Annotated in this window: 25 protein-coding genes; 18 read left to right on the forward strand and 7 right to left on the reverse strand. The window is 46.1% G+C overall.

Annotated elements, in window-relative coordinates:
- Positions 1-12: 12 nt before the first annotated feature.
- Complete coding sequence (gene guaA / locus ICN15_RS03755) at positions 13-1,620, forward strand: glutamine-hydrolyzing GMP synthase (protein WP_216201296.1); 1,608 nt, start codon at positions 13-15, stop codon at positions 1,618-1,620.
- An 88-nt stretch (positions 1,621-1,708) separates the two neighbouring features.
- A complete protein-coding gene (locus ICN15_RS03760; protein WP_216201297.1) occupies positions 1,709-2,647 on the forward strand; it encodes a ChaN family lipoprotein in 939 nt (312 codons plus the stop codon).
- Between the two features lie 22 nt (positions 2,648-2,669).
- Here ICN15_RS03760 and ICN15_RS03765 read toward each other — a convergent pair whose 3' ends face one another.
- The gene (locus tag ICN15_RS03765; protein WP_216201298.1) at positions 2,670-3,575 is read right to left on the reverse strand and encodes a LysR family transcriptional regulator; all 906 of its coding nucleotides are present in this window, start codon (positions 3,573-3,575) and stop codon (positions 2,670-2,672) included.
- A 181-nt stretch (positions 3,576-3,756) separates the two neighbouring features.
- On the opposite strand from ICN15_RS03765, the gene ICN15_RS03770 reads away from it, so the two are divergent.
- From ICN15_RS03770 to ICN15_RS03835, 14 genes are all read left to right on the forward strand, one after another.
- Complete coding sequence (locus tag ICN15_RS03770) at positions 3,757-4,782, forward strand: metallophosphoesterase (RefSeq protein WP_216201299.1); 1,026 nt, start codon at positions 3,757-3,759, stop codon at positions 4,780-4,782.
- A 5-nt stretch (positions 4,783-4,787) separates the two neighbouring features.
- Positions 4,788-5,288 (forward strand): c-type cytochrome, encoded by a 501-nt coding sequence (locus ICN15_RS03775; protein WP_216201300.1) that lies wholly within the window; start codon positions 4,788-4,790, stop codon positions 5,286-5,288.
- Positions 5,288-5,815 carry a DUF1566 domain-containing protein gene (locus ICN15_RS03780; protein WP_216201301.1) on the forward strand — a complete coding sequence of 176 codons (528 nt, stop codon included), beginning with the start codon at positions 5,288-5,290 and terminating at the stop codon, positions 5,813-5,815. Before ICN15_RS03775 ends, ICN15_RS03780 begins: the two co-directional genes overlap by 1 nt.
- 44 nt (positions 5,816-5,859) lie before the next feature.
- A complete protein-coding gene (locus ICN15_RS03785) occupies positions 5,860-6,177 on the forward strand; it encodes a high-potential iron-sulfur protein (protein ID WP_216201302.1) in 318 nt (105 codons plus the stop codon).
- A 107-nt stretch (positions 6,178-6,284) separates the two neighbouring features.
- Complete coding sequence (gene pufC / locus ICN15_RS03790) at positions 6,285-7,397, forward strand: photosynthetic reaction center cytochrome PufC (protein WP_216201303.1); 1,113 nt, start codon at positions 6,285-6,287, stop codon at positions 7,395-7,397.
- A 349-nt stretch (positions 7,398-7,746) separates the two neighbouring features.
- A complete protein-coding gene (locus ICN15_RS03795) occupies positions 7,747-8,559 on the forward strand; it encodes a ferritin-like domain-containing protein (protein ID WP_216201304.1) in 813 nt (270 codons plus the stop codon).
- An 8-nt stretch (positions 8,560-8,567) separates the two neighbouring features.
- Positions 8,568-10,463, forward strand: coding sequence for a radical SAM protein (locus tag ICN15_RS03800; protein ID WP_216201305.1), 1,896 nt, complete (start codon positions 8,568-8,570; stop codon positions 10,461-10,463).
- 56 nt (positions 10,464-10,519) lie between these two features.
- The gene (locus ICN15_RS03805; protein WP_216201306.1) at positions 10,520-11,218 is read left to right on the forward strand and encodes a hypothetical protein; all 699 of its coding nucleotides are present in this window, start codon (positions 10,520-10,522) and stop codon (positions 11,216-11,218) included.
- The gene (locus ICN15_RS03810) at positions 11,194-11,922 is read left to right on the forward strand and encodes a hypothetical protein (RefSeq protein WP_216201307.1); all 729 of its coding nucleotides are present in this window, start codon (positions 11,194-11,196) and stop codon (positions 11,920-11,922) included. Before ICN15_RS03805 ends, ICN15_RS03810 begins: the two co-directional genes overlap by 25 nt.
- 28 nt (positions 11,923-11,950) lie before the next feature.
- Entirely contained in the window at positions 11,951-12,604 is a 654-nt protein-coding gene (gene queE, locus ICN15_RS03815; RefSeq protein ID WP_216201308.1) for a 7-carboxy-7-deazaguanine synthase, read from the forward strand.
- 48 nt (positions 12,605-12,652) lie between these two features.
- Entirely contained in the window at positions 12,653-13,117 is a 465-nt protein-coding gene (gene queD / locus ICN15_RS03820) for a 6-carboxytetrahydropterin synthase QueD (RefSeq protein WP_216201309.1), read from the forward strand.
- Positions 13,118-13,125: 8 nt separating this feature from the next.
- Positions 13,126-13,581 (forward strand): tRNA adenosine(34) deaminase TadA, encoded by a 456-nt coding sequence (tadA, locus tag ICN15_RS03825; protein ID WP_216201310.1) that lies wholly within the window; start codon positions 13,126-13,128, stop codon positions 13,579-13,581.
- Positions 13,578-14,519, forward strand: a complete 942-nt coding sequence (locus ICN15_RS03830; protein WP_216201311.1) for an LD-carboxypeptidase — start codon at positions 13,578-13,580, stop codon at positions 14,517-14,519. The genes tadA and ICN15_RS03830 overlap by 4 nt, the downstream gene beginning before the upstream one ends.
- Before the next feature lie 19 nt (positions 14,520-14,538).
- Positions 14,539-15,192: a heme-binding protein gene (locus ICN15_RS03835; RefSeq protein ID WP_255532850.1), complete on the forward strand. Its 654-nt coding sequence runs from the start codon at positions 14,539-14,541 to the stop codon at positions 15,190-15,192.
- Here ICN15_RS03835 and ICN15_RS03840 read toward each other — a convergent pair.
- The 5 genes from ICN15_RS03840 to ICN15_RS03860 form a co-directional block, all read right to left on the reverse strand.
- The gene (locus tag ICN15_RS03840) at positions 15,189-16,055 is read right to left on the reverse strand and encodes a 23S rRNA (adenine(2030)-N(6))-methyltransferase RlmJ (RefSeq protein WP_216201312.1); all 867 of its coding nucleotides are present in this window, start codon (positions 16,053-16,055) and stop codon (positions 15,189-15,191) included. The genes ICN15_RS03835 and ICN15_RS03840 overlap by 4 nt on opposite strands.
- A gap of 2 nt (positions 16,056-16,057) precedes the next feature.
- Entirely contained in the window at positions 16,058-16,855 is a 798-nt protein-coding gene (locus ICN15_RS03845) for a phosphatase PAP2 family protein (RefSeq protein WP_216201313.1), read from the reverse strand.
- Between the two features lie 5 nt (positions 16,856-16,860).
- Complete coding sequence (locus ICN15_RS03850; RefSeq protein ID WP_216201314.1) at positions 16,861-18,120, reverse strand: glycosyltransferase family 9 protein; 1,260 nt, start codon at positions 18,118-18,120, stop codon at positions 16,861-16,863.
- An 18-nt stretch (positions 18,121-18,138) separates the two neighbouring features.
- Positions 18,139-19,182, reverse strand: a complete 1,044-nt coding sequence (locus ICN15_RS03855; protein WP_216201315.1) for a lysylphosphatidylglycerol synthase transmembrane domain-containing protein — start codon at positions 19,180-19,182, stop codon at positions 18,139-18,141.
- An 82-nt stretch (positions 19,183-19,264) separates the two neighbouring features.
- On the reverse strand, positions 19,265-20,761 hold the full coding sequence (locus ICN15_RS03860; protein WP_216201316.1) for a glycosyltransferase family 39 protein: 1,497 nt from the start codon (positions 20,759-20,761) through the stop codon (positions 19,265-19,267).
- Here ICN15_RS03860 and ICN15_RS03865 point away from each other — a divergent pair.
- The gene (locus ICN15_RS03865; protein ID WP_255532851.1) at positions 20,753-21,616 is read left to right on the forward strand and encodes a DUF3047 domain-containing protein; all 864 of its coding nucleotides are present in this window, start codon (positions 20,753-20,755) and stop codon (positions 21,614-21,616) included. The genes ICN15_RS03860 and ICN15_RS03865 overlap by 9 nt on opposite strands.
- A 31-nt stretch (positions 21,617-21,647) precedes the next feature.
- Here ICN15_RS03865 and ICN15_RS03870 read toward each other — a convergent pair whose 3' ends face one another.
- Complete coding sequence (locus tag ICN15_RS03870) at positions 21,648-23,960, reverse strand: cation-translocating P-type ATPase (RefSeq protein ID WP_216201317.1); 2,313 nt, start codon at positions 23,958-23,960, stop codon at positions 21,648-21,650.
- Between the two features lie 73 nt (positions 23,961-24,033).
- Here ICN15_RS03870 and ICN15_RS03875 point away from each other — a divergent pair, with 73 nt between their 5' ends.
- Positions 24,034-24,228: a heavy-metal-associated domain-containing protein gene (locus ICN15_RS03875; RefSeq protein ID WP_216201318.1), complete on the forward strand. Its 195-nt coding sequence runs from the start codon at positions 24,034-24,036 to the stop codon at positions 24,226-24,228.
- The last annotated feature ends 78 nt before the right edge of the window (positions 24,229-24,306 follow it).

The raw sequence follows: 24,306 nt of genomic DNA on the forward strand, positions 1-24,306 counted from the left end.
GCTATTCCTTAAGTGCACGACAAAATACTGATTCTCGACTTTGGTTCACAAGTCACCCAACTGATTGCGAGACGCGTGCGTGATGCCCGCGTCTATTCGGAGATCCATCCTTACGATTGCGATCCAGAATTCATCCGCAAATTTATTCAAGAGCAGGGCGGCAAGGGAATTATTCTCTCTGGTGGTCCCAGCTCTGTTACCGAAGAAGGTAGTCCGCGTGCACCGCAAATCGTATTTGAATTAGGTGTTCCTGTTTTGGGCATTTGCTACGGCATGCAAACCATGGCAACCCAATTGGGTGGCGCAGTTGCTTCTGCTGAGTCTTTAGGTAAAGCCCGCGAGTTTGGTTATTCCGAAGTACGCGCTCATGGCCACACTAATCTGCTTAAGGGTATTCAAGATTTTTCCACTGGCGAAGGCCATGGGATGCTGAAGGTGTGGATGAGTCATGGCGATTCCGTAACGACGATGCCGCCAGCCTTCAAGTTAATGGCGTCAACAGATTCTTGCCCCATTGCAGGCATGGCTGATGAAGAGCGGCGTTTTTATGCATTTCAGTTCCATCCAGAAGTCACCCATACCGTGCAAGGTGAGGCTATCTTGAGTCGCTTCGTGCATGAGATTTGTCATTGTAAGCCCGATTGGGTGATGGGCGATTACATCGCTGAAGCAGTCGAGCATATTCGTAAACAAGTTGGGAATGAGGAAGTCATTCTGGGTTTATCTGGTGGGGTAGATTCGAGTGTCGCTGCCGCATTAATTCATCGGGCGATCGGTGATCAGCTCACTTGTGTATTTGTAGATCATGGTTTGCTGCGTCTTAATGAAGGCGATATGGTCATGGAGATGTTTGCTCGCAATCTCGGTGTCAAAGTAATTCGAGTGGATGCCAAAGACAAATTTATGTCTGAGCTGGCAGGTGTTGCTGACCCTGAAGCCAAGCGCAAAATTATCGGCAAAGAATTTGTAGAAATCTTTCAAACTGAATCAAAAAAAATTAAGAATGCCCAGTGGTTAGCACAAGGCACAATTTATCCCGACGTCATTGAATCTGCCGGCAAAGGGAAGAAGGGCGCGCATACGATTAAGAGTCACCACAACGTCGGCGGCTTACCCGAAGATATGCATCTCAAGTTACTCGAGCCCCTGCGTGAATTGTTTAAAGATGAAGTGCGCGAACTTGGCGTTGCATTAGGTTTACCGAGGGAGATGGTCTATCGCCATCCGTTCCCGGGACCTGGGCTTGGTGTTCGTATTCTCGGTGAAGTAAAAGCAGAATTTGCTAGCTTGCTACAACGTGCTGATGCAATCTTTATTGAAGAGCTGCGCAACACGATCGATGAGGCAAGTCAAAAGTCTTGGTATGACCTAACTAGTCAGGCTTTTGTCGTATTCCTACCCGTCAAATCCGTTGGTGTCATGGGTGACGGCAGAACCTATGAATACGTTGTCGCTCTCAGAGCGGTTCAAACACAAGACTTTATGACGGCGCATTGGGCTCATCTACCTCACGACTTATTAGGCAAAGTTTCCAACCGCATCATCAATGAAGTGCGAGGCATTAATCGGGTGGTCTATGACATCAGTGGAAAACCGCCGGCCACAATCGAGTGGGAATGAAAAACCTCCTCAATGATGATGAGGATTTTTTAGCATTACTCTAATTAAGGGTTCTGCGGCTTCTTTGGTCTATTGATATAGTTCATCAATGATGATCAATATCCTCCCCTTTAGATTTCTTCAAGTATTGCTCGCTTTCCTCTTTACCTTCCATGCCCCTGTATCTTGGGCTGACAAAGTGATGGTCAAAAGTGAGCCGCCAATATTTTCCCTGACTAGTCTTAAGGCGATTTCTAAAGGGGCATTGATAGCGCAACTATCACAAAAAGACGTCATCATTTTGGGTGAGGTTCATGATAACGTGGAGCATCATCGTATCCATGGACAATTAATTAATGAGATTAGTGATTTCCGGAAGGTCGCAAGTGGTGGCAAGAAAGACCAAGTATTCACTAGCATCATCGTAGAGCATTTAGATGCTGGTAATGCAGTTCAATTCGATGCTTCTTTGGAGAGATCACTCACCAATGCAGGCTTTAACCCCCAGTCCTGGGTTTGGCCTACTCATGAACCTTTATTTTCAGCAATTGCTTCATCGGGTCTATCGCTGAGGGGTGGGAGCTTAAGTTCGAGCGCTGGTAAGGAAATCTATAGTAGCAATGGCGCTTCTGCTCCAGCGCATTTAAAGTTATTACTAGAGCGGGCAACCTTATCTGATGCATCTCAAAAAAAACTTCACAAAGAAATACAGGATGGGCACTGCGGGCTTTTTCCTGAAAATAAAATTCCTCAAATGGCGCAAGTACAGCGAGCTCGTGATGCCAGCTTGGCATATGAAGCTATTCAATATGCCCCGTCTATTTTGATTGTTGGCAATGGCCATGCTTGGAATGATATTGGTGTGCCACAAGTAATTAGAGCGAACTATCCGAAGGTATCGCTTGCCAGCGTGATTTATATTGAGGATGAGGGTATTAGCGATCCCCAGAAATTATTAGTGAAAGCCAAACAGCTGTCGAAGAAGGCAGACTATGTCTGGTTTACCTCCACAATGGACAGAAAAGATCCCTGTGAAAAATTGCGTTGATATTGATGGGCTTGATAGAGGACTATTGATTAACTAGGTCTTCTGCTTTTTCCATGATGAAGTGTTTAAAAATTTCCGTCGACGGCGATAATTTTTTTTCAGTTCGATGCATGATGTACCAGTGCCCTACATAAGGTAGTCCCTCTACATTAATGAGTTTGAGTAAGCCCGCCTCTAGCTCTCGACGAACCGCTCTGAGTGAGATAAAGGTCAAACCCATATTGGCTAATATCAATTGCTTAATCATTTCATTGCTATCAATACTCATAAAGACTTCAGGCTTGACTCCTTGATCCCCAAAGATTTTTTCCATCAGCAGTCGTGTGCCCGATCCCTCTTCGCGGGCAATGAATTTTTCATGCTTTAAATCCTCTAGGGTGTATTGAGGCCTGCTTTTGATTGGATATTTCTCGCCTGAGACAATGCCTAAGGGATTGGTGATAAATGAAATGGCGTCATATTCAATCTTATTAGGCGGTCTTCCCATAATTACGAGATCAACTAAATTATTTCTCAGCGAATGGATCATCGTCTCTCGATTGGCAATTTTTAGATCAAAAGTGATGTCCGGGTAATCCTTCTTAAATTCCATGATGAGCATTGGTACAAAATATTTTGTAGTACTCACTATCCCAAGGCGGATATGGCCTTGTTGTAGATTGACCAGGCTAGCCATCGAACTTTCCATCTCACTTAGGCTAGCTATTACCCGTTCGCTGAGAGCAAAAAATATTTTTCCTGACTCTGTGAGCTGAATGGTTCTGCCAAAGGGCTCAATCAGGGGTAGGCCAAAAGCCTCCTCTAATTGTTGGATCTGTTGAGTTACTGCCGGTTGAGTAACAAATAGTGAACTTGCTGCTTTCGAAATCGATTGCAGTGTTGCTACCCGATGAAAAGTCTTAATTTGCTTTAATGTGTACGCAGTCATAGATATATTAGTTAGAACTTATATGAATAACATAACATATTATTAATTTTAATGGTTTATCACTATATTTATTAGCGCCTTCCCCAAGAAAAATACAAATATAGAAAGATAGCTATTTAAGTGCTGCAGAGCAGCATTTAAAGATTTAAATTTTAATGTAATCCTAATAGGGGTAACAAAGATGAGTGATTTTAAAAACAGTAATAACGATAGACGTAATTTCCTAGGATTGACTGGTAAAGCCGGTCTATCTACTTTAGTTGCTAGTGCAGCAGGCATCAATTTAGGTGTTTTTGATTTGGTTCATGCCCAATCAAATACCCAGCCTTTCCGCTTCGCACACATTACTGATTCGCACCTCTATAGCGGTGTGGATCACAAATTTGATCGACAGTTAGAAGATGCTGTTGACCAAGTCAACAGTATGAGAGTCATGCCTGACTTCGTTGTTTTCGGCGGCGATATTGCCCAAAACGGCACTGAAGATCAGATCGTTAAGGGTAAGCAAATCCTATCCAAGTTAAAGCCAAAATTGATCTCTATTCCTGGAGAGCATGATTGGTATGTGGATATGGGTAAAGTCTGGAAAGGCGTGATGGGTCATGATGGTAAGGATTATTGGTCCTTCAATCACAAGGGCGTTCATTTCATTGGCATGAACTCGATTTTAGTTCCTGATTTCTGGACTGCAAAACAGATGTCAGCAAGAGAGCGTATGGAAGCGATGGAGATGTTAGAAGGTCCTATCGGCGGCCTGTGGGGTGTTGGTCCTCAGCAGCTAGAGTGGCTCAAAAAAGACGTCGCCAATTTGCCATCGAATACACCAGTAGTCGTGTTTACTCACTCACCGCTATGGGATTACTACCCACGTTGGAATTTCCAAACAGTAGATGGACCACAGATTCGTGAAATCTTGGGTAAATTTGCTAATGTGACATCGATTCACGGTCACGTGCATCAGACTGTTTACAACAAGATTGGCAATATGACCTCGATTGGCGCGATGAGTACTTCATGGCCATGGCCTTACCCACCAGTTGCCCTCAAATATCCTGAGAGCCAGCAGTATCGTGCTGACCCAGGTAATGAGCAAGATGGTATGGGATCATTATCTGTGGAAGTGCAGGGTGGAAATAAGCCTAAGATCATCACTTATCAGCCATTCGCTGATTCATTGACACCTTTCTTGAAAAATATGAAAGCCTAAACATAATGAATAAATCGATTACTAAGTATGCTTTATCGTCGATTCTTATATCAGCGATTTCAATTGGATCTGCAATCGCTCGAGAGCCCTTTACTAAACAAGAGTTGGAGCAGCAAAATGCCGCTCGTCTGAAGCTGGTTGAGGAAGGTTACAACCTCTGGCATGGAAGTAATCCAACGATGCAGGCAAACGGGCTGGCTTGTGGAAATTGCCACCCTGATGCTGCTGCTTCTAATCCACAAACTTTTCCTAAGTGGAATTCAAGCATGAATAGAGTGGTGACATGGCAACAGATGTCTAACTGGTGCATTCAAAATCCACAAGCAGGCAAAGCATTGAATCCAGATGGAGATGAGATGTTGGCAATGATGGCCTACGCGTTTGAAATGCATCGCGGTAAGCCAGTTGCTCCAGGTTTAGCAACGGCGCAAACTACTCCGATTGCAGTCAAGTACGGAAAAGGTTTCCCATCTAAGCCCTCTGGAATTGGATTTGATACTAAGTGATGAGATCAAAAGAGTGGTTAATCCCACTCTTTTGTTTTGTATTCGTCACGCCTGTCTATGCTCAACAAGTTTGCAATCAACCCACCCCGCAATTTTCAAGTCAATACTTTGAAGACCAAGAGGATGGCACAGTTGTTGATAAAAGAGCGAAGTTAATTTGGATGCGCTGTGCTTTAGGGCAGAGTTGGAAAAATGGAATCTGTGTAGGCAATCCGGAAAAATTGAATTGGGAGAATGCAAAACAAGCAGTGCAAAAAGTAAATCAAGATCCGCAATACTTCTATAACGATTGGCGTTTGCCATCACTAAAAGAAATTGCCATGATCGTTGATCTGCGCTGCAAAAATCCCAGGATTAACTTAAGTGCTTTTCCAGATACAGCACCAAGCGCTTTTTGGACATCGTCTTCTAAGTTAGTTGATGGTCCGGAATTAAAGGCTTATGCGATGGATTTTGGCAGTGGAGGCCTAGTTTTATCGAATGTCAATGCACGGCATTATGTGCGTTTAGTAAAAACAGCAGACTGATCATTAATCAGCTCAAATTTATAGTGAATGAGGAGACAGTAGTAATGGAACAAAAACGTAGAGTATTTATTATGCAAGTAGTAGCAGGTTTAGGAACCTTAACATTGGGCTCCCAATCGTCTTTTGCTGCTTATGAAAAGCTCACTGAAAGTGATAGCTATGGCAAATCTATGGGCTTTCGTTTGAAATCAGAAGATGTTGATTCAGCTAAATACAAGCGCTGGACGGCTGAACAGAAATGCAGTAGCTGCCAATTATGGTCTGGTAAAGGCGACCTATCTTATGGCGATTGTTCTTTCTTTGAGAGATCAGTGCCTTCTACCGGTTGGTGTAAGAACTTTAAGGCTAAAAAAGCGGCTTAATTTCTTACACGCTATTTTTTTTGAATTTCAATTGGTTGACGGAGATCATTTCTGACCATATCGGTGGAAATGATTTTCTTTTTTTAAAGGCTTAGAAAGACGCATCCATGGGAATGATCAAAGTCTTTATTGTTATTGCGGGCATTTTTTTTGGTGCGCTATTTGTAGGATCATTCTTTAATGAAAGCCCCGATACGGTACAGCGCGGCTATCGCGGCACTTCCATGGTACAAATTTACAAAGCATCTGAGCTCGCTGCAGTAAAAGATCTCCATGCAATTCCTGACGCAGATCCCATTGATGATCCAGACCCAAGTTTACCGACGGTTCGAAGCAAATATAAAAATGTACAAGTTTTAGATGATCTAACTGTCCTCGAGTTCTCTCGTTTAATGGGGGCCTTATCAGAATGGATTGCTCCGGAAGAGGGATGTACTTATTGCCACAATACGAACAATATGGCATCGGATGAAAAGTACACCAAGATAGTAGCCCGTCAAATGTTGATCATGACACGTCGTATTAATAACGACTGGAAAAGCCATGTGGGGAACACCGGGGTTACTTGTTGGACTTGCCACCGCGGTCAAGCAGTGCCCTCTGGCGATTGGTATTCTCGAATTAATGAAAAAGAAGTGCCTAAATTTTTGGGGCATAAACGTAATCAAAATACCCCTGGTATTGCGACGAACGCAAACACGTCTTTACCTTACGATCCGTTGTCTGAGTACCTTATTAGAGAAAATCCAATCCGGGTTCAAGGCACTACTCCGTTACCAAGCGGTAATAAAAATGGCGTTCCTAAAGCAGAGCAGACTTATGCCCTGATGATCTATATGGCCAAGTCTTTAGGGGTAAATTGCACTTACTGTCACCATGCGCAAGCTTTTGGAAGCTGGGACCTCAGCCCTCCTCAAAGAACAACTGCTTGGTATGGTATTCGGATGGTACGTGACTTAAACCAGCACTTTTTAATTCCTATTGGTGAGCTGCTGCCAGATAATCGGTTGGGAGAGTTTGGTGATGGTCCAAAAGTTGGTTGTGCAACTTGTCACAAAGGCGCCTATAAACCTTTGTATGGTGTCAGCATGCAAGAAGAATATCCTGAGCTATGGCGTAAGGGCGGACCTTTGGTTAAATCTAAATTTATTTCGCCACCACCAGTTGAAGTCATTAATCCGACCATCCCACCTGCACAATTGATGAATGGAAAGTATTAGGCCCTTGGTGGTCTCATGACCAGGATGGTTTGGTTTTGGTTCAGCGATTGAAGGGTTCGCGCATGACCTTAAGACTGGCAAAAGACTGTTCATGCCATAAATAGCATTGTGAAAAAGAATGTTCGTCTAGCTAAAAATCTATATCTAGCTCGATCGATCAAACATCCCTTTCCTTTTATTGACCTCTTGCATCATTTACAGCTTGAGTTGGTGTAACGCTATCCTACAAATGAGCGGGATAGGGTGCGCTGATTAGCCCTGTGATTAGATCAGCAATACCTGCGTACAATATTGATTTATATGGATTTAATTTATTCGCCTCAATCTCACTCCCTCAATCTCTGTCTCCATGCTTGAGTTGCGGGAAACGACCCTTGGAATACTGGCAAATACGGATCCTCGGTTCAAGGTAAGTCAGCTACATCATTTGTTTGATGAGTATCAGCATCAACGGGTTGCCCTAAATGTTTCTGCAGTATTGGATTGTCAAAGTCTAGAGCTACCTGGTCGCCCAGCCAAACCAGAATTAGTTCCACCTTTGCAGGCCCCCAAGAGAAGAATGGATACAGTTGAAGGCAGGGCAATGCTTTGGCACTCCCTTGCGCATATTGAATTTAATGCCATGAACCTAGCTTTGGATGCAATCTGGCGTTTCCCGAACATGCCCCAGGAATACTATGAAGATTGGTTAAAGGTTGCTAAAGAAGAGTCTTATCATTTCAGCTTAGTCAATGAACATATTCAGTCTTTTGGATTTAGCTATGGTGATTTTCCAGCACACAATAGCTTGTGGGAAATGGTGGAGAGAACCACAGATTCAGTAATTGCCAGAATGGCCTTAGTCCCAAGGACTATGGAGGCCAGAGGCCTCGATGCCGTTCCAGGAATTAGAGATCGATTCAAGCAAATTAAAGATGACCGCGCTGTAGAAATTTTAGAAATTATTCTCCATGATGAAATTGGCCATGTGCTCATCGGTAATCGTTGGTTCAATTACTTGTGCGCTGGCAATGAGGTATCGCCAATTATTGCTTATAGAGAATTAGCCAGAAAATATCATGCGCCAACATTAAGGGGGCCATTTAATCTTGAAGCCCGTCAGCAAGCAGGATTTACCTCTGAAGAATTGAGTTTGCTGGAATCTCACGGCGAGAAACGTTAAAAAACAGCATGAAGATTCTCAGCCTGATTCCGCCGATGACGCAGCTCAATACGCCATATCCCTCTACTGCGTATCTCACGGGTTTTTTGCGCTCACAAGACTTTGATGCGGTTCAGGAGGACTTAGCCCTAGCCCTTGTCCTTGGGTTCTTTACGCCAGAAGGTTTAGCAGAGATTCAGAATACTGCATTACAGTTGCCTGAGGAGAATCGTAGTGCTAGCGTGAACTTCTTTCTGGATTATTTTTCTGATTACCAAAATAGCATTGCATTGGCTATTAGATTTTTACAGGGGCGAGATAGCACTCTGGCCCATCGCATTAATAGTCGCGCCTTATTGCCAGAGGGGCCGCGCTTTGCATCCTTAGATGCCTATGATGAAGAAGAGGGTGGGGATTCATTGGCATGGGCCTTTGGTGCATTAGGTTCTCAGGATCGGGCACGCCATCTGGCAACTCTTTACCTTAACGATTTATCCGATGTCTTACGAGATGCTGTGGACGAGCGCTTTGAGTTTGTGCGTTATGCAGAATCCTTAGCGGGTAGCCAGCCCACCTTTACCCCATTAGCAGACGCCTTAGCTGTAAGTCCAACCTTAATGGACTCGCATCTTCAAGCGTTGACGCAATTAGTGATAGATAAGCATCAACCCAGCTTAGTATTGTTATCAGTGCCATTTCCAGGTGCAATGTATGCTGCTTTGAGAATTGCTCAAACCATCAAACTACATTACCCCGCTATCAAGATTGGCTTGGGTGGCGGGTACGTCAATACTGAGTTGCGTGAGCTCACAGAGCCCCGCATCTTTGATTTTGTGGATTACATCACTCTTGATTCCGGTGAGCGACCCTTGCTTGCTCTGATCGAGCATTTGAATGGCAAGCGTTCGGCTGAAAGGCTGGTGCGGACATTTATCCGCAATGCCAACACAGTAGTACGCTACATAAATTGGCAAGAGCCCGATGTGCCGTTTGAAAATGTGGGCACTGCTACCTGGGATGGTCTTCCACTCAATTCATATTTGTCTCTCTTGGATATGCTCAATCCAATGCATCGCCTGTGGAGTGATGGACGCTGGAATAAGCTTACCGTTGCTCATGGCTGCTATTGGAAAAAATGTAGTTTCTGTGACGTGAGCCTGGACTACATTGCGCGTTATGAGACCGCTTCAGCGAGCCTATTGGTTGATCGAATTGAAGCCATCGTTGCAGAGACTGGCCAGACGGGATTTCATTTTGTGGATGAGGCAGCACCTCCGAAGATTCTGAAAGCCCTTGCTGAAGAGTTGATCCGTCGCAAGGTGATTATTTCTTGGTGGGGCAATATCCGTTTTGAAAAAACCTTTACCCCAGAGCTATCTGAGTTGTTGGCGCAAAGTGGCTGTATTGCTATGTCGGGTGGCCTAGAGGTTGCTTCTGACAGATTGCTTGATCTCATGAAAAAGGGTGTTTCAGTAGAGCAGGTAGCACAAGTGACTAAGGGCTTTTCAGATGCGGGGATTTTGGTACATGCCTACTTGATGTATGGCTTCCCAACGCAAACAGTCCAAGAGACTGTGGATGCCTTGGAATACGTTCGCCAGTTCTTTGAGAATGGCTGTATTCAGAGTGGCTTCTTCCATCGCTTTACTTGTACAGTGCACTCACCAGTGGGCAAAGATCCACGGGACTACGGCATCTCTTTAGTACCGTTGCCAGAAATTAGTTTTGCTAAGAATGATGTGGCATTTATAGATCCGAGTGGCGTAGATCATGATCTTCTGGGGCTGGGCCTCAAGAAAGCCATTTACAACTTTATGCATGGTGTTGGCTTTGAGCAAGAGGTCGATACTTGGTTTGAGATGCCTGATATTCCCAAGGCGACAGTCCCCCGCAATAAAATAGGCAAAATCTTGCGGCTTATTTAAACTTGAATTAATGTTGAATTGCTGTTGAATTTCATTGAATGACTATGGGTAACAATATGAATTTATCTCGCCGTACTTTCATCGCATCCGCTGCCTTGGCGCCTGTGGCCTGTGGCAGTCTTTCTTATGAACACGGCATCCCGGTTGCTCAACCAAAGCCACTTCCTATAGTACGGCCCCCTCGAGTGGGTCAAGAGTGGACCTATATTAAGAAAAATATCTTTGATGGAAAAACGCTAGGTGTGATTAATGAGCGTGTTGCCAGCATTGGCTCGACAATTGTGATCGAGCGTATGAGCAATGACGGTGCTAGATTACCCAGTGAAATTCAGACTTCTTGGGGCATGGTCTCTACCGATACCCAGTGGTCACGTCTATTGAACTTCAGCCCCTCTTTACCACTTTGGCCAGAACAATTGTCCACCTCATGGGCAAAGCAGTTCAATACCAAGTACAGCGTTGCTGGCTACTCCGACTCCAAATTGAATTGGCAGGAATATATGAGCGTGCAAGGCTGGGAAAAAATCACGGTTCCCGCTGGAGAGTTTGTTGTACTCCGCTTTCAGACCTTGATCAATTATGAAAGCGATGATCCGAATAAAGTAGATTGCATTCGTAAAGAAACGGTGTGGTTTGCGCCGCAGATTGGTCGTTGGGTGGCGCGTGAGGCCTCGGGTTCCTATCAAATTCAAGGACAAATTGGGGGAGTGATATTAGAGGGTAGCTATCAATGGCAACTCAGCGCTTACAAATAAACCTCACCCGCAGATTTCTTTTACTGCTGTCGCCACTGTTGCTAGTGGCTTGTATTGCTTCGCAGCCTTACCCTGTCTCAACCCCCTTACCTCAACCCATTAGTCCACCTCAGGTGAGGGCGCCACAAGTGGGTCAGCAGTGGGTTTATAACGTGCGCAATGTTTTTAACCAAGAGTTAGTGGACATTGTTACTGAGAGAGTTGTTTCAGTTGGACCGCAGATTCGGATTGAGCGAAGCGGACTCAAAGCAGGACCACTTCCCGATGAAATTCAGGAGCCTTGGGGTTATGTCCTTCAGGATCCCCATTGGAATCCCCCGCAACGATTTGTCCAGCCTATTCCCTTATGGCCAGAACAGCTGGTTCCTAGCTGGTCTGGTTTTTACCGCACGCGTTATCAGGTTGTTGGCTATCCCGATAGCAGTTATTACTGGGGGTTAAATGTAACGGCGCTGCAGTGGGAGGGCGTCACTGTTCCCGCTGGCCAATTCTCCACATTGAAATACCAAAATGAGGCACCTTATTTCACAAGTAACGACTTTTCTCGGGTAGCCAATATGCGCAATGAAGTTGCCTGGTTTTCACCAGAAATCGGGCGGTGGGTCATTAGGAGAAGCTCAGGGCGGTACTTATGGGCTGGCATATATTGGAATGATGCGCTATGGGAGGACTATTTGGAGTGGGAGCTCGTGTCCTGGAAGTAGGCAAAGGGCTTAAAATCAGTTCTTAGTTATGTACACCGTAAAAGAACTCTTTCCAACCCTTCAAGGCGAGGGCGCCCATGCCGGTCGCGCAGCTGTCTTTTGCCGTTTTGCAGGTTGTAATCTTTGGAGTGGCCGCGAGGAAGATCGTGCTTCTGCAGCTTGCCAATTTTGCGATACCGACTTTGTTGGTAGCGATGGTGATGGGGGTGGTAAGTTTGAAACGGCCACGCAGCTTGCTGATGCTATTGAAGTGGCTTGGAATAGTACCTCTGCTGGACCGCAGCAACGGTATGTTGTGTTTACTGGGGGTGAACCTCTACTGCAACTCGACACTGCTTTAATTGAAGCTTTGCACGAAAAAGGCTTTTCCGTCGCGATTGAGACCAACGGCACAATCAAAGTACCCAAGGGTGTTGATTGGGTTTGCGTCAGCCCTAAAGCGGGGTCTGATCTGATTGTGTTGCAGGCTGATGAGATGAAGCTAGTTATTCCTCAAGTAGGTCATCACTCCCTAGAAACGCTGCTAGCCCGATTTGAGAAGATGGATTACCGTAATCGTTTCTTACAGGCGATGGACGGCCCCAATCTTGCGCAAAACAGTGCATTGGCAGTTCGCCTCTGTCAAAAGCGGCCATTATGGCGTTTGAGTGTTCAGACCCATAAAATGATCGGCATCCGTTAATCCCTTTATTAAGTAATTTTTCCGTAATTCAGTATTTAGAAAAGTAAAATGACCGCCAAGCAAGAAGTAATTTCCATTACCCGACGACTCGAGTTTGACTCTGGCCATCGCATTCCTAATCATGACGGGCAGTGCCGTCATTTGCATGGTCATCGCTATGCTATTGAAGTGACCTTGACCGGTGATGTTAGTAATCATCGCGGTAAAGCAGATGATGGGATGGTCTTGGATTTTGGAGATATCAAGCGTCTCACTAATCAATATGTCGTGGAACCTTGGGATCATGCATTCTTAGTAGCTCAAGAAGACGCGGGATTGGTCGCCTATTTAAATTCGATTCCCAATCACAAGACGGTGGTGATGGAGCAGGTTCCTACGGTTGAGAACTTGGCCAGCGCTGCATTTAAACTACTCCAACCCGTTTTTGAAAAAGCGTTCGATGGACGACTAAAACTCGCTTCTATCCGTCTTTATGAAACTCCCAATTGCTGGGCTGATGTTTCTCATTCATAAGAAGCAATATGCAAGCTGAGCTTGATCGCCAATTTATGCAACAAGCCTTGGAGCAAGCCGAGCTTGCTTCAATCGCTGGTGAGGTTCCGGTGGGTGCTGTGTTAGTGAGAGATGGTCAGGTCATTGCCAGGGGCTTTAACCAACCCATTAGCAATCACGATCCTAGTGCTCATGCTGAGATGATGACCTTGCGAGTCGCAGCCCAAGCTGAATTAAATTACCGTCTTCCAGGTGCCACCCTTTATGTCACATTAGAGCCTTGTACGATGTGTGCTGGAGCAATGCTCCATGCGAGAGTAGGGCGCGTAGTATTTGGTGCTGCGGATCCCAAAACAGGAGCCGCAGGTAGTGTGCTTAATGTCTTTGCAGAAAAGCAGATTAACCACCAGACCCAAGTGGAGGGTGGCATCATGGGCGATGAGTGCGGTCGGGTACTGCGTGATTTTTTTAAGGAGCGGCGTTGAAGCAAATTCATTTAATTGCTCCTTCCGGGGCTAGTTTAGATGCTCACAGTCCTTTGGCTGGCATCGAGTGGCTCAAGCAACAGGGCTTTGAAGTGCAGAATACTGCGTGCGTTAGCCGAGTAGAGCAACGATTCGCTGGAACCGACGCAGAGCGTTTAGCTGAAATCAATCAACTCGCTAATTTATCTCCTGAAACCATCGTTGTAGCGATGCGAGGTGGTTACGGATTACATCGTTTACTTCCGGAGATTGAGTGGAATGCCATAGCCCAAGCGATTAAGAATGGCCTACAAATTTGTGGACACAGTGATTTCACAGTCTTTCAGTTGGCTTTATTGGCAAAGACTGGTGCGATTACCCTGGCTGGGCCCATGCTCAATTTTGATTTTGCTTGTCAAGGCGAGCAAGGTAATGACATTGCCCCCAATGCTTTCATGTGGAAGCACTTTCAACAAGCAATCAACGAGCGCAAACTGGATGCCACTATCAACGCACCACAGCTTTATTTAAGAGCGCCATCTGCTCAAACTAGAGGAATGCTTTGGGGTGGAAACTTGACAGTCTTAACGGGCTTAGTGGGCACTCCTTATTTACCGAGTCAGAAACAGACAGAGGGCGGTATTTTATTTCTGGAGGATGTGAATGAGCATCCTTATCGAATTGAGCGCATGCTGATGCAATTATTGGATGCAGGCGTCCTAGACGATCAAAGCGCAATTCTGTTGGGTGGGTTCTCGGCGTATCGTCTTTACGATAACGATCGTGGATACACTCTAGAAAGTGCCATTAAAGCGATCAGCAAGCGTCTTCCTCAGAATATTCCGGTATTAACTGGCCTGCCGTTTGGGCATCAAGCAGAAAAGCTGACCTTGCCAGTAGGTGCCCAAGCGCACATTCAATATGATGCAGCAGGCTTTACCATTCACTCTGAATGGTGAAAATGGTGAGGAAATCGTCATGAAGAATACTTACCTACAGGTATCAGTATTTTTAATCAGCCTATTGATTGCGAGCGTTGCAATGGCAACTGAAGAGCCTAAGTATGTTCTCTTAGAAAAATCGGAGCCCTTTGAGTTGCGCGCCTATTCACCGCGGATCGTCGCAGAAGTCAAGGTTGAGGGTGATTTAGATACAGCCTCTAGTTCGGGCTTCCGCATTTTGGCTGCTTATATCTTTGGAAAAAATCAGGTAAGCGAAAAAATTGCAATGACTGCTCCCGTCGGAATCGAGTCTAGTGATCAAAGTAAGAGCACTAAGATTGCAATGACTGCCCCAGTAATGATTGAGGGTAACAAGTCATCGGATAAGACTAGCAATAACCAATGGACGGTTTCATTTTTGATGCCGGCAGGATCCACTCTCGATAACTTGCCTAAACCTTTGGATTCTCAAGTCAGGATTAGAGAGCTACCCTCAGAAAAGCGGGCAGTCATCACTTTTTCTGGTTTTTACAATGAAGAGAAAGTGCAAGAAAAAACGCAGTCATTGCGGGAATGGATTAAAACCAAGAATCTGAAGCCCACTGGTGAACCCCAGTTTGCTCGCTACAACCCGCCTTGGACTTTACCCTTTATGCGGCGTAACGAGATTTTGATCCAAGTGTTGGACTAGGCCTCAAAACTCTTTAATACAAATCCAGCATTGCTGTCTTGTCCCAATGCTTTCACTAGGATTGGCAGACTTTCAGCAAGCTGCTTTTCTAATGTCCACGGTGGATTGATGATGAATATCCCGCTGGCCTGAAGGCGACGTTCCTTAGGCGCATTCTCAATCCGTAACTCAGCCTGTAGCCAGGAGCGCTTATGGGTTGCCGCAATCTTTTTCATTCGATCGGGTAGTGCAGCAGCTTCGCGTCTAGAGAGGACTGGGTACCAGATTGCATAGCACCCGGTAGCAAAGCGATGCAGGGCTTCTTCCATTGCCGTTTCAAGATAACGATAGTCTTGCTTATCTTCGTAGGAGGGATCAATTAAGACTAAGCCACGTCTACTAGGCGGCGGCACCAATCCCTTGAGCCTTGCAAAACTATCCTCTGCATAAATATCAATTTGTTTTGCCTGTTTAAGCTCGCTGATGTTATGGCGCAAGATATCAATTTCTTTTGGATGAAGCTCAAAGAGTTTTAGGCGATCTTGAGGTCTGAGTAAGCGTGCCAAGATAAAGGGCGAGCCAGGATATACCGTGGTTTGATCTTCGCCGTTCTCAGCCTGAATGTACTCAAGATAATTAGCAATTCCCGGACTTAAAGGATGACTTTCTGCAAATTTCTGTAAGCGAAAAATACCCTCATCCGCTTCTTTGCTAACAGTAGCAAACCCATCTATTAGGCTGTAGATACCAGCACCTGCATGGGTATCCACCATCGTGAGTGCACCCGGTTTTTCTTGAAGGTATTCCACTAAATGAATCAGAATCAGATGCTTCAGAATATCCGCATGACTGCCAGCATGAAAAGCATGGCGATAACTAAACATCTTTAAATAGCCTTTGGTTTTTGTGCTTTGATAAACAAAGCTAAAGTGATGCTCACTAATACTACACAGGCGTATTGCAAGGATTGATTTAATGGGGAGTCTAAAGTCTGGGTTAGCAAGACGTAGATAGCACCTAAACCACCTAAAGCCAGCAAGCGAGGGCCAATTTTATTAGGAGATAGTTGAGTGTCAGGAATAAGGTTCGCTAATATGGCTCCAAGCATCCCTGACCATATTCCAATAGCAGAGCCTACCAAGACATCGGTCAACCAGTGGGCGCCAAGGGCATTGCGTGATAGTCCCGCTAACCCCGCCACAACGAATACCCACCAAAGAGATGATCTTTTCAGTCTATCGCTAGCAAAGTAGATTCCGGCAATCACTGCAAAAGCAGTAATCGTATGGCCAGAGGGCATCGCTCGGTATAACAAGGGTTCCCCAACAATATAAAAGTCCCCTAATGAGAGAACGCTGGCTGGCCTTGGCATTTGCAGTGAGGATTTAATCAGGAGGCTCACTAGCCCGCCCAACAGGGATGCGAATAATCCAGCGCTCAGTAGTCGAGGTGATAACAATAGCAAGGGAAAGCAGATTGCAAAAATACCCCAACCATTACCCAGAAAAGTGAACCAAGCCCAGAGCGTATCTGGAAGCATTTGGGTATAGCGATTAATGAATAAAAACGTCGAAGTTTGTAGTCCGCCAAAGTAAAGTGCCAATGCTAAACCCAGCGGTATGAGCGGGATACACCAAACCCATAGCGACGCAATTGCAACAGCCGATTTGCGCTGCTCAGCCATCGGAATTAGCGTGCCCGCTCTTGATCGGCTTCATGTAATTGATCAGCCATCCTCTCTAATACTTGAGGAACGGTAATGGCTTGCATACAGACATTGTCATGACATGGTGTTTTGCGGTGATTGGCGGCGCTAACACAGGGAGAGCATGCGAGATTGGCTGTAATGGCAATCGACTTCCCGATGGACCCATAGAGGGCTGGAGTTTCAGGTCCAAACAGAACCACTGTTCTTAATGGCGTTACTGCGGAGAAATGACCAGGACCAGAGTCATTGGTCACCATGACATCGGATAGCGTGTAGAGCGGAGGCAGTTCAGCAAAGCTCACCTGCCCAGCAAAGTTGAGAGCCTGTTTCACATTGGCAACTTTGCGTACTTTTTCTACGTACTCAAATTCGGCAGGGGAGCCCGTGATGAGAATCAGATCACTAGGGTAGTGCCGATTGAGGCCTTGAATCAACTCTGAGAAACGCTGCTGAGCCCAGCGTCTTTGTGGCAACAAATCACTTGCATTTGGATTAACCAAAATGAGGCGTTGCTTCCCTTGAGTAAATTCGATGCCAGCATCTGCACTGAGCTTTTCAATCCGCTTGCGAACGGTCATTAATACTGTGGGATCAATCACTGCTTGCTCTAAAAGAACCTCTGAATCTGCAATCTGGATTTTACTAAAAGGCACTTCAATCTCTTTAGCAAAAGCCGCATGAATCAAGGATAAAAAATTCTTCGTAATATGAATATGCGGGTTGTAATGTACCTTGCGAGTCAACATAAAACCACGCCATAAACCTTCACCATGAAAGATGTGATAACCAACACGACGACGTGCACCACACAGACCTGTCAGCAGTGCAGTAAAGCGGGAAAATAATTCTAAGTCAATCACGGTATCGATACGGTGCTTCCGCGCTACTAAAAGAAATTTAAGCGTATCTTTGATTAACCCACCAAGGCTAGATGAATCAATCGTAAAAATATTTTCAGGCTTGACGGTATTTAACAAAGTTAAGCTGGCGCGATTACTCTTAAAGATCAGGAAAAATAATTCAGCACCGCGAGCTTGTGCATTACGCATCGCTGGATCAACCAAAATAGCACTACCCATTTCTGATAACTCAATAAAAAGCAATTTACGTGGCTCGTCTGGGCTGCGACTAAAAATATTTTTTACGCCATCCATCAGCGCAACTAGCGGGCTTGCGATTGCGCAGAGTGGCACACCGACCCAGTGGTCGATGGCGCGCATGATGTTGACGCTAATACTCATAGTAGGACTTTAAAAGAATTATTTCCGTTTTAATAAAAAGTAAGCGCCCGGCAATACTGAGATCACAGTAATGGCTCCGTAGCTGATGGATGCCAAGACTGTCATTGATGGGTTAACGCCCCACAATGCCAATACAGAAGAGAGTGTGGCTTCACGTAAGCCCCAACCAGAGATGCTGATGGGCAGCATCAAAAGTAGGCTCAGTGCAGGTAGGCCAATCATCAGCGCTTCAATAGGAGCGTCTACCCCATAGGCCTTAAGACAAAACAAGAGCGTTAGAATCGTCAGCGCATGAATACCAATTGCGAAGGCCGCTTGAGCTAGATTCATGGGCCAGGAAAAAGCCAGCTTGATGCCCGGCAGTGCGTGATTCATTTGGAGGCGGTCAAGCAACTTTTGTAAGAGATTACAGGAGGGCCCCCAAGCCAAAATGACTGCAGTCAAGAGACCTGCAAAAATCATGAGGCCGGTGACGGCATAACCCAGATCTTGACCCCAGGCAGCCAAAGTGGCGCCGCCTAGAATGAGGCCAATGCCACCTAAGAGATTGTTTCCTGCTAAACCAAGCAGGCGGTCTACTAAGACCATCGAAAAGCTGAGGCGCAGTTTTGGGTTTGCGTGCTCCAGGTCAAGCGAATGATGAAGCTCTGCGTCTAATTCTTTCTCTGCAGTGAGCTTGCCGCTGCTATTGAGATGAGTGGCAGTAATCGCACGATAGCTATCCCCACCAAGAGTGCTTGGCAATCCTTGGTTAATCAGTCCGCCAGCAAAATAGAGTGCCACAAAGTTGGTGAGACTGCCCTGAAACCCAACCTTGCGCATCAGAAATCCCCAGCGTAATCCGCCACAAATAAAGGCGCTCAGCATAGTTAATCCAGCAGCTAAAAACCACCAAGGTTGCATTTGAATCTGAGAATCGAGTAGCGTGTGCCAATCAATCCCGCTAGTGGCTTTCCAGAGCAGTGCCACGGAAAGCACAATGCGAATCGCCGGCCAAGCCCGTTTAAGGACTGCTTTCCACCCAGATGGGACTTTTGGGATGGCTTGGGGTTGTGAACTCATAGGCGTAAGGATAATGCCTTGAGCGATGAAGGGCCACAAAATGGCCGCAAAAGGGCCCTAAAAGAGTCCTGAGTTTGGGAAATTAATGGGCTACACCAGCGTCTTGCCAGTTGCGACAGAGGCTGTATTCAAAGGTAGATAAGACCTGCCCCAAACGGATGATTTCTAAGCGATCTAGTAGTTGGCAATGCTCAAAGGCCAAATTCCCCCTGACTGGTGAATTAAAGGCCATGCCTGACCAGTTCATGAGTAAAACGCTTGAACCCGCAGGTAATTGCCCAAACCAGAGATCAAATTGATCCTGACGCTGATCCAGCACAAAGACAGGTAAGGGGCTGGCATACCAAGCGGCTCGGCTAGCCAGTGTCCAGTTTTGGACGGCAATACTATTTACTTTGCTTGCTTGAGCTAATTGAGTTGCTTTTTGCCCTGCTAACTTCCATCCATAGAGATCTGCAATCGGATTAGATTTAATCGCTGCAGTCGAGATCCCGCCGGCCAAAACAAAGCCAAAGCCCAGCAAGCAAATGAGCAGTTGTCCAACAACTAACAGTCGAATGAAGACGCGATGCTTCATGACCCATACTTTAGCTAAGCCGATACCGGCAAAAGGCGCCAAGCAAAACCAAGCGGGGGTAGTCCAGTGGGGCAGGCCGCCACCTCCAGACAATGAGGCAAAAATAGCAAAGGGGATCACAAAGAAGCTGAGCAAAGCGATCAGAATCCACTTTTGTACGTGCAGGAAATTCTTAAGAAATATCCATGCGCCCAAAATGATGAGAGGCCCAAAGCACACAATTTGAATGCCAAGAAAAACAGCGACTCTGCGCCATGCCCAAGGACCCCCACTGCCATGGTCAAGTTGATACTTAAATGAGATCCAATCATTGATCCAGTTCCAGTAGAGCACTGGACTAATTACTATCAACGCGATTACTAAAGCCAACCAAAAACCAGTTTTGGTGACCCACGCCTTCTTGGGGGATGCTAAAAAAACCCACAACATGGCGAATGCGGTAAATACAGCAGTATATTTACTCAGACCAGCTAAACCCAATAGCAAGCCGGTAATCACCCAATCCGTGATTGAAAAAGTATCCTTGCGGCTCCAACGCAAAGCCATCAACATGAGTCCAAGACTTAAAGGGGCAAGCAAGGTATCGGGTAGTAGGCCAATAGCTAAAACATGAGGCAGTGGTGCTGCAATAACAGCCAAAACGGCCATGAGGCCACACAAATTAGCTGAAGGTAGCGCAGTCGTTAAATAACTAACATTGCGTCCCTGTATTAAATGATGAATTTCAAGCGTAACTCGATACACTAGGAAAGCAGAGAGCACCCAGAGTAATTCAGGGATTAGCCGAATAATTCCTTCGGATGATGTCAGGGAAACCAAGGGCCACTGTATCCAGCCCACGAGTGGTGGGTGATCAAAATAACTCCAGGCTAAATGTTTTGCATATAAAGCGTAATGGGCTTCATCCACTGAGAATTCAATCGCAAATCCCAAGGCAAAATGCACCAACGCAGCAATGCAGATGCTAATGGCGGCCCAGTTTGAAGGTGATTGATGGCGCATGCCCTGATTTTAGACTTACTCACCCCATTCTTTGGGACAATCAGTCGTATGTCTAAAAGAATTTCTCTAAAAAGCCTCTTACTGTTAACTGCCACAACCCTATTTTTAGGCGGTTGCGCTGGCTTGACTGGTAACTCGTTTGAGAATGAGGCGGGCCAAGCCTTTAATGCTGATCAGTTACCAGCCCAAGAGGACTTACCGAAATTCTCCACTCAGAAAGCGCGCGAGGGCATACCAGAGGGGTGGAGTTTCTATCGGATTGCACCTTATAAGAAAAATACCATTTACCGTCTTGAGAATTATCAGGGTCGTACTGTTCTTTCCGCTAACTCTAAAACTGCGGCTTCGGGTCTGGCGGTAAAACTCCGCCCACGCTCGGCACAAAATTTATGGCTACAGTGGGAATGGAAGGCAGTAGGCGCAATTCTGCAAGCAGACAACGCAGATAGTCAACGTGACGATGCACCATTGCGTCTGCTAGTCGCATTTGATGGCAACAAGTCAACGCTCTCCTTAAAAGAAAAGCTGACCTTTGAAATGGCCAATTTAATTAGCGGTCAAGAGATGCCTTATGCCACCGTAATGTATATCTGGTCAGGCAAGAATGCGCCCAATACTGTTCTGAATAACGCGCACACCTCACGCGTGAAAATGATTGTGGTGGATTCTGGCTGGGATAATTTAGGTGAGTGGCGTAAGCATGAGCGTGACCTTGCTGCTGACTACAAACTGGCTTATGGAGTAGCCCCAGGTAATGTGATCGGCATCGCATTGTTGACCGATACGGACAACACCAAATCGGAGGTTCGCGCTCTCTATGGTGATATCGAGCTATTACGTAAGAATGTAAAGTAAGGTTGTAAGGTAACGCTGCAAAGTAATGCTGCTAACGAAGGCTCGGCCGCCAGCGCTTCAAGAGTAGGGCATTGCTTAATACGCAGAAGCTGGAAAGTGCCATTGCGCTTCCTGCCAGCATGGGTGATAAGTAGCCGAGTGCCGCCATCGGTATGCCAATGGTATTAAATGCAAACGCCCAAAACAAATTTTGACGAATTTTGTTCCAAGTTTTCTTGGAGACATCGATTGCATCAGCCACCAAAGTCGGCTCACCGCGCATGAGGGTAATGCCAGCGGCCTGCATAGCTACATCCGTACCAGTAGACATCGCCATACCAACATCTGCCATCGCCAATGCAGGCGCATCGTTGACACCATCTCCTACCATTGCAACGTAATGCTTTTTACCTTTCGCCACACTTTGTAATTTCTGAATAATTTCTGCTTTATTGCCAGGCAATATTTGGGCAAAGACTTCATCAATGCCAATGGTTTTACCAACGCGAGTAGCGGCGGCTTCATTATCACCAGACAGCATGACTGTCCGAATATGTAATTCATGCAGCGCATTGATCGCTGCTTGCGCATTCGCTTTGAGTTCATCCCCAAAAGCAATGACTGCAATTGGACGAAGTGTCCCTTTATCACTCGAGCCTGTATTTATTAACACAGAAACAGTTTGGCCTTGATCAAAATAGGCCTGCGCTTGTTGCAAAATGGTGTCGTATTCAGCTTCACCTTTAAGGGAGGCTACACTTTGTAAACGTAGTGTCAGACCTGCAAAAGGACCGGCACTTGGAATACCTTCAATGCCAATCCCCGGCAATGCCTTACTGGCTGATGTCGCAACCGGTGAAAGGTTGTTTTCTTTTGCTGCATCAAGCAGCGCCTTTGCTAAGGGATGTTCACTACCTAATTGCAAGCCTGCGGCAGTAGCGAGTATTTGATTTACCTCTATTGAAGATGCATCAAAGGGCGATGAGAAGGGCATCAAGGCGAGCATGCGGGGTTTGCCTAAGGTGAGCGTTCCCGTTTTATCAAAGGCAACAATATCGAGCTTGTGCGCCAGCTCTAAAACCTGAGGATCCTTGATCAAAATGCCAAAGCGAGCAGCTACGCCAGTGCCAGCCATGATCGCGGCAGGCGTCGCTAAGCCGAGTGCGCAAGGGCAGGCAATGACCAGAACGGATACAGCGCGCAAGATCGCAATGGAGCTTGAGTCAAAGTAAAGCCAATTACCGATACCGGCCATGAGTGCCAGCACAATGACAGTCGGAACAAAAATGGCGCTGACTTGGTCAACCAGTTTTTGAATGGGCGCCTTTTGTGTTTGCGCATCCTCAACCAAGCTAATGATTTGTGAGAGCACGCTTTCAATCCCAACAGCATGAGCCCTGATCACGAGAACGCCTTCACCATTCAAAGCACCCCCGATCACTGAGGAATCGATCCCCTTTTTGACGGGTTCGCTTTCGCCAGTGAGTAGAGATTCATCTACATGGCTAGCACCGAAAATAATGACGCCATCTACAGGAATGCGTTCCCCAGGTAGTACCAAGACCCTATCGCCAGGCAGCACTTGATCCAAAGGGAGGTCGCGATATTGGCCGGCACTCACCCCAGCGTTATCCTGCAGTTCGAGGCCAATATTCAATACCTTGGCATGCTCTGGCCAAAGTTTTTGTAGGGCGCGAATCGCTTCACCAGTGTGTTGTTTGGCCCGTGCTTCGAGCCATTTACCTAATAAAACCATGCAGATAATGACGGCCGAACCTTCAAAATACAGTTCATGTACTTGCGCATGAACATGAGTAGGGATCAGCAAGAGGTAGAGGCTAAGTCCGTAAGCAGCACTAGTACCCAGCGCGACCAGCAAGTCCATATTGCCAGCCCCAGCTCTTACGGATTTATAGCCAGCCACATAAAAACGCCATCCCAATACAAATTGCACTGGAGTAGCGAGTGCCAGTTGCCACCATCCTGACAAGGACCATTGCATGCCAAAGGGCATTAAGAACATCGGTAAAAAGAGGGGAGCAGATAATAAAAAACTGAGGATAACCCGACCCAAGCCATCGTCAGCCCAAAATGACTTGGATATATTTTGATTTTGATTGCCACGAGCCGTGCTTTCTTGGGCTTCATAGCCAGTTTTTTGAACGAGGCCAATGATGTCTGAAAGGCTGATTGAGCCAGTCTTAATGCGAATTTTGGCCTGCTCAGTCGCCAAATTGACGCTCGCAGCCTCCACTCCAGGAATCTTCCCCAAGGCCTTCTCTACGCGACTCACGCAAGACGCACAGGTCATCCCGCCGATATCTAGGGTGAAAAATTCAGAATTGGTCGTATCTTTGGCGCTCATGTAGAAGATAATCTACTTGAAGGCGAAAAAATGCCATCAACAATAGTAATTAAATGATTTAAAAGGGGTTGCGATGTTTACTCTCAAGGTCTCAGGTATGACTTGCGGCGGCTGCATTAATGCAGTGACTCGTGCAGTTCAGGCGCAAGATCCTCAGGCTCAGGTGAAAGCGGACCTGGCTACCCAGGTAGTGAGTCTGGAAACCAGCTTATCTGCAGAGCGAGCCGCAGAGCTGATTGCCGATGCCGGATTTCCGGTTTCTGAATAACCCTAAATTTGGATTGAACATTTTTTCGCGGGCGCGGTTAATCTACGCGCTATTGAGATAAAAGAGCTTGGACATCCT

It is taken from the genome of Polynucleobacter sp. CS-Odin-A6 (assembly GCF_018882095.1).
Lineage (GTDB): Bacteria > Pseudomonadota > Gammaproteobacteria > Burkholderiales > Burkholderiaceae > Polynucleobacter.

Coding starts and splice junctions, on each gene's coding strand:
- ICN15_RS03850 (WP_216201314.1), bottom strand. CDS start 18,120: ATGAGTATTAGCGTCAACATCATGCGCGCCATCGACCACTGGGTCGGT.
- ICN15_RS03845 (WP_216201313.1), bottom strand. CDS start 16,855: ATGGCTGAGCAGCGCAAATCGGCTGTTGCAATTGCGTCGCTATGGGTT.
- tadA (WP_216201310.1), top strand. CDS start 13,126: ATGCAAGCTGAGCTTGATCGCCAATTTATGCAACAAGCCTTGGAGCAA.
- ICN15_RS03795 (WP_216201304.1), top strand. CDS start 7,747: ATGCTTGAGTTGCGGGAAACGACCCTTGGAATACTGGCAAATACGGAT.
- ICN15_RS03800 (WP_216201305.1), top strand. CDS start 8,568: ATGAAGATTCTCAGCCTGATTCCGCCGATGACGCAGCTCAATACGCCA.
- queD (WP_216201309.1), top strand. CDS start 12,653: ATGACCGCCAAGCAAGAAGTAATTTCCATTACCCGACGACTCGAGTTT.
- ICN15_RS03765 (WP_216201298.1), bottom strand. CDS start 3,575: ATGACTGCGTACACATTAAAGCAAATTAAGACTTTTCATCGGGTAGCA.
- ICN15_RS03870 (WP_216201317.1), bottom strand. CDS start 23,960: ATGAGCGCCAAAGATACGACCAATTCTGAATTTTTCACCCTAGATATC.
- ICN15_RS03855 (WP_216201315.1), bottom strand. CDS start 19,182: ATGAGTTCACAACCCCAAGCCATCCCAAAAGTCCCATCTGGGTGGAAA.
- ICN15_RS03785 (WP_216201302.1), top strand. CDS start 5,860: ATGGAACAAAAACGTAGAGTATTTATTATGCAAGTAGTAGCAGGTTTA.
- ICN15_RS03775 (WP_216201300.1), top strand. CDS start 4,788: ATGAATAAATCGATTACTAAGTATGCTTTATCGTCGATTCTTATATCA.
- ICN15_RS03875 (WP_216201318.1), top strand. CDS start 24,034: ATGTTTACTCTCAAGGTCTCAGGTATGACTTGCGGCGGCTGCATTAAT.
- ICN15_RS03760 (WP_216201297.1), top strand. CDS start 1,709: ATGATGATCAATATCCTCCCCTTTAGATTTCTTCAAGTATTGCTCGCT.
- ICN15_RS03835 (WP_255532850.1), top strand. CDS start 14,539: ATGAAGAATACTTACCTACAGGTATCAGTATTTTTAATCAGCCTATTG.
- queE (WP_216201308.1), top strand. CDS start 11,951: ATGTACACCGTAAAAGAACTCTTTCCAACCCTTCAAGGCGAGGGCGCC.
- ICN15_RS03860 (WP_216201316.1), bottom strand. CDS start 20,761: ATGCGCCATCAATCACCTTCAAACTGGGCCGCCATTAGCATCTGCATT.
- ICN15_RS03840 (WP_216201312.1), bottom strand. CDS start 16,055: ATGTTTAGTTATCGCCATGCTTTTCATGCTGGCAGTCATGCGGATATT.
- ICN15_RS03770 (WP_216201299.1), top strand. CDS start 3,757: ATGAGTGATTTTAAAAACAGTAATAACGATAGACGTAATTTCCTAGGA.
- ICN15_RS03865 (WP_255532851.1), top strand. CDS start 20,753: ATGGCGCATGCCCTGATTTTAGACTTACTCACCCCATTCTTTGGGACA.
- ICN15_RS03780 (WP_216201301.1), top strand. CDS start 5,288: ATGAGATCAAAAGAGTGGTTAATCCCACTCTTTTGTTTTGTATTCGTC.
- ICN15_RS03805 (WP_216201306.1), top strand. CDS start 10,520: ATGAATTTATCTCGCCGTACTTTCATCGCATCCGCTGCCTTGGCGCCT.
- pufC (WP_216201303.1), top strand. CDS start 6,285: ATGGGAATGATCAAAGTCTTTATTGTTATTGCGGGCATTTTTTTTGGT.
- ICN15_RS03810 (WP_216201307.1), top strand. CDS start 11,194: ATGGCAACTCAGCGCTTACAAATAAACCTCACCCGCAGATTTCTTTTA.